Genomic DNA, 12,073 nt, shown 5'->3' with positions numbered 1-12,073 from the left:
CCCATGCTGTCGATTTCCCTGCGCACCGCGCCTGCGGTCCTGATCCTGCCTGTGCTGCTGGCGATGACCGCCTGCAGCCAGGCCCAGACCCCGCCCGGCAAGGCGCCTGCCAGCACTGCTGCTGCGGCCCCGGCCGCCGGCAAGGGCAACGTTCCTGCCGTGCTGAAGGGCATCGAGAAGCATGGCTTCGAAGTGGTGTCCGAATTCGATGCGCCGGGTGGCCTGCGCGGCTTTGCTGGCGTGGTGGGCGGCCAGCAGCCGGCTGCCGCCTACGTCACTGCCGATGGCAAGCACGTGCTGGTGGGCAGCCTGTTCGATGCCGAAGGCAACGACGTGGCGGCCGAGGCCGTGGAAAAGCTCGTGGCCGCGCCGATGTCGGCGAAGATGTGGTCCAAGCTTGAATCCAGTGCCTGGGTCCGTGACGGCAAGGCCGACGCCCCCCGCGTGGTCTACACCTTCAGTGACGCAAATTGCCCGTATTGCCACAAGTTCTGGGAGGCAGCGCGTCCCTGGGTTGATGCAGGCAAGGTGCAGCTGCGTCACATCATGGTGGGCGTGATCCGTGAGGACAGCCCGGCCAAGGCGGCGGCGATCCTGTCCGCACGTGATCCCAGTGCGGCCCTGATGGAGAACGAGCACCAGTTCGACCGCGGTGGCATCAAGCCGCTGCCGGGCATCAGCCGCGAGGTCGCCGGCAAGCTCGACGCCAACCAGGTACTGATGGTCGAGATGGGCTTCCAGGGCACGCCGGGCATCCTGTTCCAGGATGAACACGGCAACGTCGAGCGACGCGCCGGCCTGCCGCAGGGCGATGACCTGCTGAAGGTGCTTGGCCCGCGCTGACGTCGGCTTCGCTCCGTCATCAACGACACAGGCCCGCATGGCGACATGCGGGCCTGTTGCATTCTGCGACAGTGCAGCGCTTCAGGCCTGCGCAGTCGGCGGCGCGGCATCACTTCTGAACAGTGACTGAGATCAAGCATTGCGGCTTGATCGCAATCAAGGCTGAAAACGACAGCCTGGCTAGCCTTGACGCATGGAATACAGCGTCACTGCGACAGGGACAGCGCCACACATCGCCCTCACGAGGGCGATCCGTGATGCGTCATTCACGACACCCTCACTTCGGGGTTGTTACCCAGACGCCTGCGGTCGCCACCTCGTTGGCAGCGCAGCCTCAGTCGAGCTACCCACGGCAACGACAGGGCGATGTCATCGTCCTGTTGCCTGCAGCGCGCAGGCTGCCCGCGGGCACCGACGCAGTACTCCGCAACCCAGCAACGGCAGGTCGCTGTCGGGATGGCGCACGCGTCGCGCCCGGCAGTGCATGGCAGGTGTTCGTCCAGGGAGGATGCAATGCGCTTGGCAGTACTGAGTCTTGCGTGCATGGCAGCGTTGGTGGCAACGCCGGCCCGTGCCGAGGAGGAGGACGCGCAGGCACTGCGGCGCGAGATCGCGACCCTGCGCCAGGCGCTGGAGGGCATGCAGCAACGCCTGGACCGCCTCGAGCAGCGCGATGCCAGTGCCGCCGCGCCGACGCCGGTGGCGGCAGCAGCCACGCCAGCAGCGACGGCCGTGCTGCATCCCACCCAGGTGCCCGGTGTGGCGCCGCCGGTGCTGCCACAGCGCGAATCGGTGGCCGATCCGTCCACCGCTGCATCGCGACCGGACAGCGCTGCAGGCCCGACCGATCCCGACCTGAAGGGCTTCTTCGCCATACCCGGCACCGACACGGTCATCCGCATCGGTGGCTATGCCAAGCTCGATGCCATCGCCGATTCACGCGCGGCTGGCGACGAGGACCAGTTCATTCCCTCGTCGATACCGGTGGGCGGCAGCCACCGCGACGTGTCCAACTTCAACATTCACGCCAAGCAGACCCGTTTCAGCTTCGAGGCGCGGCGGCCGACCACGCACGGCAACCTGCGTTTCTACCTGGAAAACGACTTCTTCGGCAGCAGTGACGGCTACCAGTTCCGCCTGCGCCACGCCTATGGCCAGCTCGGCAATACCTATGCCGGTTACGGCTATTCCAGCTTCATGGATGCCGACAGCCTGCCCGACACCCTGGACTTTGCCGGGCCGGGCGGCGCGGGCTACCTGCTGGTGGCCGGCATCCACCACAGCTTTGCGATGGGCAAGGGCAACACGCTGACCCTGGCCGCCGAGGATCCGGACACCGAACTGGCCGGCGCCAGCGAGACGCGGGCGGCCGCCAACCGTCTGCCCGACGTCAGCGTCATCGCCCGCATGGAACGCGACTGGGGCCATCTGCAGCTGGGCGCGGTGGCCCGCAGCCTGGCCTATGACGGTGATGGCGAGCGCGAGAGGCGCATGGGCGGCGGCCTGCAGCTGAGCGGCTCGGCCGCGGTGGGCGAGCGCGACCTTCTGTTGTTCGGTGCGCTGGGCGGGCGCGGCCTGAGCCGCTATACCGCCGACCTCACCGGTTCCGGGCTGGATGCGGTGGTCGATGCCAACGGGCGGCTCGATGCGCTGGACCTGCACGGCGGCTTCGTCGGCTACACCCACTACTGGTCCGAGCTGTGGCGTTCGAACCTGATCTTCGGCCAGCTGACCCTGGAGCGGAACAGCGCCCTGGCCGCCGATGCGTTCCGCGAGAGCCGCTACGGCGTGTTCAACCTGATCTGGAGCCCGGCCACGTCGTGGACGATGGGCATGGAGCTGCTGTACGGCCGCCTGGAACAGCAGGGCGGCGCGCGCGGCGACACGGTCCGGGTGCAGGGCAGCCTGCAATACAACTTCATCAGATAGCCGCCAGCGGACCCAGCGCCAGCGCAGCCAGTCCCCATGCCCGGTGCTGCCGGGCCAATGCCAGTTTCAGGAGAGTGCCATGGCAGAAGCAAAAAAGATCGGGGTGGTCGGAGCCACCTTCCTCGTCGCCGGCAACATGATGGGTTCCGGTGTGTTCCTGTTGCCCTCCAGCCTGGCCAAGATCGGCACCGCCTCGATCTGGGGCTGGCTGATCACCACGGCAGGCGCGTTGCTGCTGGCCTTCGTGTTCGCCAAGCTGGGCAAGCTGGCGCCCAAGGCCGGCGGCCCCTACGCCTATGCGCGTGACTGGTTCGGGCCCTACATGGGCTTCCAGACCAACACCATCTACTGGTTTGCCAACTGGATCGGCAACGTTGCCATCCCGATCGCGGCGGTGGGCTACTTCAGCTACTTCTTCCCGATCCTCTCGCAACCGCTGGTGCGCTGCGCCGCGGTGCTGGTGCTGGTATGGGCGCTGAGCTTCGCCAACATGATCGGCCCGGCGTTCGTCAGCCGGGTTCAGACGGTCACCACCAGCTTCGCGCTGGTGCCGATCCTGGGCATCGCCATCTTCGGCTGGTTCTTCTTCGACGCAGAGATCTTCAAGGGCGCGTACAACGTGTCCGGCGAATCGAACTTCGGTGCGATCTCCAGCGCAGCGGCACTGACCCTGTGGGCCTTCATCGGCGTCGAGTCGGCCTCGGTGACCGCCGGCGTGGTCGAGAACCCGGAAAAGAACGTGGCCCGGGCCACCCTGGCCGGCGTGTTCCTGGCGGCCATCGCCTACATCGCCAGCTCGTCAGTGATCATGGGCATGGTGCCGAACGCGGAACTGCAGGTCTCCGATGCACCGTTCGCGCTGGCCGCGGCCAAGGCCGTCGGCGGCTGGGGCGGTGCAGTGGTCAGCCTGTGCGCCTTCGTTGGCGCGGCCGGTTCGCTGGGCGGCTGGATCCTGCTGACCGCGCAGAGCGCCAAGGCCGCTTCCGATGACGGCCTGTTCCCGAGCATTTTCAGCAAGACCAACAAGGATGATGTGCCGGTCAAGGGCGTGCTGATCGTGGCCGTGCTGATGACCCTGGCGGTGCTGGTCACCTCGACCTCCGAGACCGCGTCGGCGCAGTTCGATGTGATCACCTCCGCCGCCGTGGTGCTGACCCTGCTGCCGTACATCTATTCGTGCGTGGCCTGCTACTTCGTGGTCGAGCGCTCGCACACGCTGGTGCATACCGGTGCGTTCTGGACCCTGACCAGCCTGACGGTCGTGTACTGCCTGTGGGCGATCTACGGTTCGTCGGGAAGCATCGTGCAGTACGCCTTCCTGTTCGTGCTGTTCATCACCGTGTTCTATCCCTTCTTCAGCGAGGAGCGCCGCCAGCAGCGGCAGCGCGCCCGTGATGCATCGGCCATCGGTGCCGGCGCCCAGCGTTCCTGAGTTCGACAAGGAGAAACAACGTGTACTTCAAGTCCCTGGATTACCCGGTCATTGTCATCGACAACGACTACGAGTCGCCGCACATCGGCGGCATCCTGATCCGCGCGCTGGTGGAGGAGCTGCGCGGCAACGACCAGCGCGTGCTGTGCGGGCTGAACCTGGATGATGCGCGTGCGGGCGCACGTACCTACGTGGCTGCGTCGGCGGTGCTGATCTCCATCGACGGCAGCGAGGAAGTGGATGGCGAGTTCCAGCGGCTGACCGCGTTCCTGCGCGAACAGAGCGCGCGCCGCGCCAACCTGCCGGTGTTCCTGTACGGCGAGCGGCGCACCATCGAGAAGGTGCCGAGCAAGCTGCTCAAGCACATCCACGGTTTCATCTTCCTGTTCGAAGACACCAAGAGCTTCATCGCGCGGCAGGTGATGCGCGCGGCCGAAGACTACATGAAGAACCTGCTGCCGCCATTCTTCAAGGCGCTGATCCGTCACGCGGCCGAATCGAACTATTCCTGGCATACGCCGGGCCACGCCGGCGGCGTGGCCTTCACCAAGTCCCCGGTCGGCCGCGCCTTCCACCAGTTCTACGGTGAGAACACCCTGCGCAGCGACCTGTCGATCTCGGTGCCGGAACTGGGTTCGCTGCTCGACCATACCGGCCCGATCAAGGATGCCGAGGAAGAGGCGGCGCGCAACTTCGGCGCCGACCACACCTTCTTCGTCACCAACGGCACGTCAACCGCCAACAAGATCGTCTGGCACGGCACGGTGGCCCGCGGCGACGTGGTCTTCGTCGACCGCAACTGCCACAAATCGCTGCTGCATGCGCTGATCATGACCGGTGCGGTGCCGGTGTACTTCACCCCCAGCCGCAACGCGCACGGCATCATCGGCCCGATCAGCCTGGACCAGTTCACCCCCGAGGCCCTGCAGCAGCGCATCGCCGCCAACCCGCTGGCCAACCAGGCCTACAAGGCCGGTTCCAAGCCGCGCATTGCCGTGGTCACCAACTCCACCTATGACGGCCTGTGCTACAACGCCGAGAAGATCGCCGGCGAGATCGGCAGTGCGGTGGATTTCCTGCACTTCGATGAAGCCTGGTACGCCTACGCGGCGTTCCATCCGTTCTACGAGAACCATTACGGCATGGCCAAGGGCAAGCCGCGCGAGCAGGACGCGATCATCTTCACCACCCATTCGACCCACAAGCTGCTGGCGGCGTTCTCGCAGGCGTCGATGATCCACGTGCGCAATTCCGCACAGCGCAACCTGGATGCCGAGCGTTTCAACGAGTCGTTCATGATGCACACCTCGACCAGCCCGCATTACGGGGTGATCGCGGCCTGCGACGTGGCCTCGAAGATGATGGAGGGCGATGCCGGCCGTTCGCTGGTGCAGGAGATGCATGACGAAGCGATCGCCTTCCGCCGCGCGATGCTGCACGTGCGCGACGACCTGGGGCGCGACGACTGGTGGTTCAGCGTGTGGCAGCCGACCCAGGTCGAGCGCAGCCTGGGCAAGGGCGATTCGCCGGCCCCGCTGGTGGCCAAGCGCGAGGAGTGGTACCTGCAGCCCGATGGCCACTGGCACGGCTTCGAGAACCTGGTCGACGATTACGTGCTGATCGACCCGATCAAGGTGACCCTGCTGACCCCGGGCCTGTCGATGGACGGCAGCATGGGCCAGCTGGGAATTCCCGCGGCGGTGCTGAGCAAGTTCCTGTGGAGCCGCGGCATCACGGTGGAGAAGACCAACCTGTACTCGGTGCTGTTCCTGTTCTCGATGGGTATCACCAAGGGCAAGTGGAGCACCCTGGTGGCCGAGCTGATGGCGTTCAAGGAACTGTATGACCGCAACGCGCCGCTGAGCCAGGCACTGCCGACGCTGGCCGCCGACTATCCGGTGGCCTATGCCGGCTGGGGCCTGCGCGACCTGTGCGATGCGCTGCACGCGTTCAACCAGGAATTCGCGGTGGCCAAGGTGATGCGCGAGATGTACGTGGACCTGCCGGCCCCGGTGATGACCCCGGCCGATGCCTACAACCACCTGGTGAAGGGCGAGATCGAGCGGGTTGATATCGAGGAGATCAGCGGCCGTATCGCCGCGACGATGCTGGTGCCGTACCCGCCGGGCATTCCGACCATCATGCCGGGTGAACGCTTTGGCGCCAGCGATGAGCCGATCATCCAGTCACTGCGGATTGCCCGTGAGCAGAACGCGCGGTTCCCGGGCTTCGAGTCGGATGTGCACGGCTTGATCATCGAGCACGACGGCAATGGCGTGTCTTACCGGGTGGAGGTGCTGAAGGCCTGAGCGGCCTTCGCCGCCGGGTAGAGTCGAGCCATGCTCGACTGCTTTTTACGGCAGTCGAGCGCTATGCCTGGTGCAGGTAGTACTCCACCGGCACGACCAGTTCCTGTGGCGCGCTCATTTCATCGGGAATGGGCGGCAGCGGCTGTGCGCGGCGGAAGGTCTGCAACGCGGCTTCATCCAGCAGCGCCTGGCCGCTGGACTGCTCCAGCCGCAGTGCGAGCAGGCGGCCTTCGCGATCCAGGCTGACCCGCACCCACGCGGTGCCCTGCTGCCGTCGCGCGCGCGCGGCGGCCGGGTAGAAGCGGTAGCGCTGCAGGCGTGCCATCAGGCGGGCTTCCCACTGGTCACTGACCGCGCCGGCCTGCTGGTCTGCAGGCGGCGCATCCGGCGTGGGCGGTGCCGCAGCGACCGAGGCGATGGACGGTGCTGCGTTGGTCGCGGCCGCAGGCGGGGCAACCAGCAGCGGTTGGCGGCCGGTGCCGCCGGTTTCGCTGGCGGCCCGTTCGCCCTCGCGCGCTGCCGTGGGCAACGGCGGCGGTGGCGCCTTGCTCGGCTGCGGTGCGCTGGCCTGCTGCGCCGGGCGCGGCGTATCGGCGTGACGTTCCTCCACCGGCTGCGGTGGTGCGGCCGGGGCCAGCAGGCGCAGGCTGATGCGCATGTCCTGTTCCGGCGGCGGCAGGGGCGGCGGTGCCGCCACCCAGTGCACCAGCAACAGCAGCGGCAGCAGATGCAGGCCGGTGCTGATGGCGATGGCCAGCCAGTGGCGGCGGCGCTCACTCATCGCCGGCGACCCACAGCAGGTCGGCATCGCGCCCATCGACCGCTTCACCGGGCGCAGCCAGGGCGATCACCAGTGCCGGCGTGGTGGGCGGCAGATAGCCGGGCACGCCGGTGCCGCGCAGTGCGTGCCAGCGCCCGGCGACCAGCAGGGCCGGTGCAGGCGCGGTAGCAAGCACCCCGGCCATGCGCGTGTCGCGCGCGTGCTGCACGGCCAGCATGCCCTCCAGCATCGGCGCAGCGCCGGCATGCTGGGCGAGCACGACCGCCGACAGCCGCTGCCGCGCATCGGCCACCGGGAAGGTGACCGGGCCCATCGAAGCCAGCAGGGTATCGACTTCGGCGCGCGACAGGTTGCCGCCGTGCAGTGCAATGCCGGCGGCAGCGGCGTCCTGCACCAGTCCGCCATAGGCCTGCCAGGGCCAGCGCGGGTCCCAGCCCAGCAGTTCCTGCAGGCGAGTGCCGTCGGCCCGGTTGCCCTTGGCCAACCAGTGCTGCACGCGCTGCAGGCGCGCCTGGCGTTCCTGCGCGATCATCTCCAGCACCAGGGCGCCCTGCGGGCGCTGTTTCTGCAGGGCCGCCAGCAGCCAGCGCTGGGCAGCATGGTCGGCCTCAACATCGTGACGTTCGCCCAGCAGTACGCGCTGCGCCGTGGCCACGCGCTGGACGAAGCCGGCTTCATCCAGCGCCTCGCCCGTGGCCAGGTCGATGACGCTGCCCGGCATCGGCTGCGCGCCGGCGATGCCCGCCAACGCGAGCAGGCACAGCAGCAGCCAGCGGCGCTCAGAACGCCACATTGACGCCCATCGAGACCGTCCGGCCACGGCCGTTGCCGCGGTCCAGGATCGGGCTGAAGATGCTGTCGATCGAGGCATTGTTGTCATAGGCTTTGTTCTTCAGGTTTTCGATGTTCAACCACAGCGTGGTGTTGGGCTGCGGCTTGAAGCTGGCGTAGAAGTCCAGCAGCACGCCGGTGCCGCCGGTCTTGCGGGTCTGGAAGAAGTCGTAGCCTTCCTCGGTGGGGCCGGAGTATTCGGAGCGCACGCCGGCCTGCACGCGCTGCTGCCACCAGCTGCCACCCACATCCAGCGTCCAGTAGCGGTCGGGCAGGGCGGTGATGTCTTCCAGGTTGACGTATTCGATGGTGGGCGCGCTGGTATGCGAGCGGGTCCAGCTCAGCGTGGCGTGGTAGTGCTCGCTGCTGTAGTTGGCTTCCAGTTCGATGCCACGCATGCGCACGATGCCGGGCTGGTTCATCCAGCGGGTGGTGGTGGTGAAGTCATCGGCATCGAGCACGTCGGTCCAGGCACTCAGCTGCTCGTCGCTGTCGATGGCCACCACCAGCGGCGCCACTTCCGGCGGGTGCACCACCAGCAGGTACTGCGGCTTGATGTAATCGCGGATGCGGTTGTCGAAGCGGGTCACCCGCAGCTGGGCCAGATCGCCGTCGACCAGCAGAGAGTCGGTACTGAGGTTGGCGCCGAACTGCAGGTTGCGTGAACGCTCGCGCCTCAGGAACGGATTGGCGCCCACGCCATCGGCGTCGCTCATGCCTTCCAGCGGGATCTTCTCGAAGAACATTTCCTGCACCCGCGGCGCGCGCGAGGTGCGCGAGGCTTCGACGAACAACTGCAGCCAATCGGTGGCCTGCACCGAGAATGCAAGGTTCGGGCTGAGCGCATGCTGGGTGCGGCGCACGTCGATGCCGCCGCCGCCGATGTCCGCACACTGGCCCGGCACATCGGAACAGACCGGGATTTGGCCGCTGATGCCGTAGCGTTCCTGGCGCAGGCCGGCCGTCATCGCGTAGCGGTCGTACTGCAGCTCCAGCGTACTGAACACACTGTCCAGCTGGCTGCGGCCCTGCGGGTTGGCGCCGCGCAGGGTGGGGGTGTCGGCCACGAAGATGTCCGACTGGTGCTTGATGCCGGTGTTCCAACGCGCCTGCACGGCGCCGATCTCGAAGCGGCTGGTGTTGTCCGCGGTCCAGCTGCTCAGGCTGCTGTGCGTGCGCCGGCCGATGAAGCTGGAATCCTCCACGGGCGGGTAGTACAGATGAGTCTTGTTGCCTGCGAAGGTGACGCGCACGTCCAGCCACGGGGTGTAGGGCGTGTAGTGGTAGCTGGCGCGTTGGTTGCGCGCGGAAATCTGCCACGGGTAGTTGTGGTAGAAGTCGTTTTCATAGCGCATGTGGCTCAGGTCCAGCCGATGCTGGTCACTGGGCTGCAGACGTGCCTTCAGCAGCCAGCTGCTGGGTTGCTGGCTGGCCGGATCGGCGCTGTTCTTCTGCCCGTTGGCGGTTGCGTATTCGCCGCTGCGGCTGCTGCTGGCCGCTGCCAGCAGGCCGAACTGGCGGTCGCCACCGTCCTCGCTGTGGCGCCAGGCACCGGCAAAGGTGCGGCCATCGCCGTAGCCGTTGTTGCCGTGGCGGTAACCGGCACGCAGGCCCCAGTCGCGACCTTCGCCAAGCAGATCGTCGATGTCCAGCGTGCGGAAGTTGGCACTGCCGGCCAGCGTGCCGGCGCCGTCAGCACCGGCCACTGCGCCGCGCTGCACGTCAACGCCGGCCAGCAGGAACGGATCGACATAGGCGAACGGGCCACCGGAGCCATGCCCGGCGTTGTTGCGGAAGGTCTGGGTCACGCCGTCGATCATGGTGTTGACCCGGCCGGCGCCGGTCATGCCGCGGATGTTGACCTGCAGGCCCGGCTGGCTGCGCGAGTGGAAGCTGTGGCTGCCGGGCATCGAGCGCAGCAGGCTGTTGCCGTCCTGGCGTTCGGCCATCGCCACGCGTTCGCTGCCGACCTTAGGGGTGAAGCCATCGGCGGTGGGGGCGACGTACTGGCTGGCGCTGGCAGCGGTATCGGCGACGGGTCCGCGCGCGCTGTCACTCTGCACGCGCAGTGGACCGGTGCGGCGGCTGCCGTCGTCGTGCTGGGGCGGCGCCGGTTCCAGGGTGGCATGGCGGGCGTCGATGAAGCGCGGCCGCAGGTTGCTGCCGGCCAGCAGGCGGCTCAGCGCCTGGGTGTCATCGAAGTCACCCTGCAGGGCGGGCGCCATCTGGCCCGCGGGGAGTGCGGTGGCCATCACCAGGTCCACGCCGGTGAGGCGGCTGTAGGCATCCAGTGCGCGGGCCAGAGGCTGCGCGGGCAGATCGTAGTGGCGCGTCGCAGCCTGTGCGCGGGCGGGTGCGGGCAACAGCGGCAGGGCGCCGGCACACGCCAGCGACAGGGCAAGAACAAAGGGGCGGTGGCACAGCATCGAAGGCTCCAGGGGATGACGCGGGGCGTCGTTCACCTGGGTAGACGCGGCGATGGGGCCGATGTCAGGGTGCATCGCGCGGCTCGCCGTGCGGCGCCATCCAGACCTGCATGCCAGCGGGCAGGCGCAGCACGCGCACGTGCAGCTGCGTGGCGAGCTGGTCACGGCTTTCGGCAGCGCCGTCGGCACTGCCGAGCACGCTGACCGGCTGCTGCCGGAGTGCGCTGCCGATGATCCAGGTGTGGCCGCCGTGCCAGGCATCCAGCCCCTGCGCGACCGTGGCCAGCGGCGCGGAGACCCAGTGCAGGCGCCGCTCGCGCCAGGCCAGTGCACCGCTTTCCATGTCGGTGGCCTCGGTCGTGCCGTTACCATCAAAGCGCATCTGCTGGCCCTGCTGGGCTTCGGCATGGCCCGGGCCACTGTCCACCTGCACGGTGTGCTCGGTGACGACGACCCTGCTGGCGTGTTCCCCGACGGCGACATCAAAGGCGGTGCCCAGCGCGGTGACCGTGCCGTGCGGTGTGTGTACCTGGAATGGCCTGGCGGCGTCGCTGGCGACCTTGAACCACGCCTGGCCCTGCTGCAGCTGCAGCTGGCGACGCTTGCCATCGATGCGGACGTGGATCTCGCTGCCGGGCGCCAGCTGCAACTGCGAGCCATCAGGCAGGGTTTCCTCGCGGATCTGGCCCGCAGCCGTGCGTACGACCTGTGCCGGGGGCGGGGTCACGTGCCGGCTGTACAGTCCCAGCGCGCACAGCAGCAGCACCGCGATGCCAGCTTCGCGCAGGCGCCTGCGCTGCCGACGCTGCTGCTGCCGCTGCATGCTGGGCAGGCCCGTGCCGGCCTGCCAAAGCGCCTGCAGGTGCTGGTACTGCGTGGCATGGCGCGGATCGGCCGCGATCCAGCGGGCGAACGCGTTCTCGTCGCGGTGGCCGTCATGGCCGTCCAGCCACCAGCGGGCGGCCTCCTGGGCGATGGCGTCGTGGCTCACGCCTGCGGTACCTGCTGCACGGCGACCAGTGCACGCAGCAGGTGGCCGTGCGCGGTCTGCCGGGTGATGCCGAGCAGGCGGCCGATCTCGGCCAGCCCTCTCTGTTCCACCCGCGCCAGCAGGAACACCTGGCGCGAACGTGCAGGCAGGGCGGCGATGACCGCGTCGAGATGGCGCAGCTGTTCGGCGTCGAGCAGACGTTGTTCGGGCAGCGGCGCCGGGTCGGCGATGGCCAGCAGCTGGGCATCGTCCAGCACGTCCTCGCGGCGGCGCGCGCGCTGCCGGTAGTGGTCGGCGATCAGGTTGTGGGCGACGCGGTACAGATAGGCGCGACCGTTGCCCAGCAGTCCGCTGGCCGCGACCTTGACGACGCGCAGCCAGGTTTCCTGGACGACGTCATCGGCGTCGCTGCGTTGTGGGAGTTTGCGGCGGACGTGGGCATGCAGCGGCCGGTAATGGGCTGCGCACAGATGCGCGACATCCGTCTGTTCGACAGGCGTGGACACAAGGCGGGCGGGGGCAGGGTGGAGG

The 12,073-nt window shown here is 68.0% G+C and carries 9 protein-coding genes; 4 read left to right on the top strand and 5 right to left on the bottom strand.

Features of this window, described 5'->3' with window-relative positions; genetic code table 11:
* The first annotated feature begins 3 nt into the window (after window positions 1-3).
* From dsbG to C1925_RS12365, 4 genes are all read left to right on the top strand, one after another.
* Window positions 4-843 carry a thiol:disulfide interchange protein DsbG gene (gene dsbG / locus C1925_RS12380; RefSeq protein WP_108769153.1) on the top strand — a complete coding sequence of 280 codons (840 nt, stop codon included), beginning with the start codon at window positions 4-6 and terminating at the stop codon, window positions 841-843.
* Between the two features lie 513 nt (window positions 844-1,356).
* Window positions 1,357-2,772 (top strand): DcaP family trimeric outer membrane transporter, encoded by a 1,416-nt coding sequence (locus C1925_RS12375; RefSeq protein ID WP_108769152.1) that lies wholly within the window; start codon window positions 1,357-1,359, stop codon window positions 2,770-2,772.
* Between the two features lie 79 nt (window positions 2,773-2,851).
* Entirely contained in the window at window positions 2,852-4,204 is a 1,353-nt protein-coding gene (adiC, locus tag C1925_RS12370; protein WP_108769151.1) for an arginine/agmatine antiporter, read from the top strand.
* Window positions 4,205-4,224: 20 nt separating this feature from the next.
* The gene (locus C1925_RS12365; RefSeq protein WP_108769150.1) at window positions 4,225-6,513 is read left to right on the top strand and encodes an Orn/Lys/Arg decarboxylase N-terminal domain-containing protein; all 2,289 of its coding nucleotides are present in this window, start codon (window positions 4,225-4,227) and stop codon (window positions 6,511-6,513) included.
* Between the two features lie 61 nt (window positions 6,514-6,574).
* Here the strand turns inward: C1925_RS12365 and C1925_RS12360 are convergent, their stop codons facing one another.
* From C1925_RS12360 to C1925_RS12340, 5 genes are all read right to left on the bottom strand, one after another.
* A complete protein-coding gene (locus tag C1925_RS12360; protein ID WP_108769149.1) occupies window positions 6,575-7,294 on the bottom strand; it encodes an energy transducer TonB in 720 nt (239 codons plus the stop codon).
* Entirely contained in the window at window positions 7,287-8,087 is an 801-nt protein-coding gene (locus tag C1925_RS12355; protein ID WP_108769148.1) for a ChaN family lipoprotein, read from the bottom strand. The genes C1925_RS12360 and C1925_RS12355 overlap by 8 nt, the downstream gene beginning before the upstream one ends.
* Window positions 8,074-10,551: a TonB-dependent receptor gene (locus C1925_RS12350; protein WP_108769147.1), complete on the bottom strand. Its 2,478-nt coding sequence runs from the start codon at window positions 10,549-10,551 to the stop codon at window positions 8,074-8,076. Before C1925_RS12350 ends, C1925_RS12355 begins: the two co-directional genes overlap by 14 nt.
* Before the next feature lie 64 nt (window positions 10,552-10,615).
* A complete protein-coding gene (locus C1925_RS12345) occupies window positions 10,616-11,542 on the bottom strand; it encodes a FecR domain-containing protein (RefSeq protein ID WP_108769146.1) in 927 nt (308 codons plus the stop codon).
* Window positions 11,539-12,048, bottom strand: a complete 510-nt coding sequence (locus tag C1925_RS12340; protein ID WP_108769145.1) for an RNA polymerase sigma factor — start codon at window positions 12,046-12,048, stop codon at window positions 11,539-11,541. Before C1925_RS12340 ends, C1925_RS12345 begins: the two co-directional genes overlap by 4 nt.
* Window positions 12,049-12,073: the final 25 nt, after the last annotated feature.

The organism is Stenotrophomonas sp. SAU14A_NAIMI4_5, assembly GCF_003086795.1.
GTDB lineage: Bacteria > Pseudomonadota > Gammaproteobacteria > Xanthomonadales > Xanthomonadaceae > Stenotrophomonas.
Note: the sequence above shows the minus strand (reverse complement) of the source record. Positions and strands in the feature narration are given on the sequence as shown.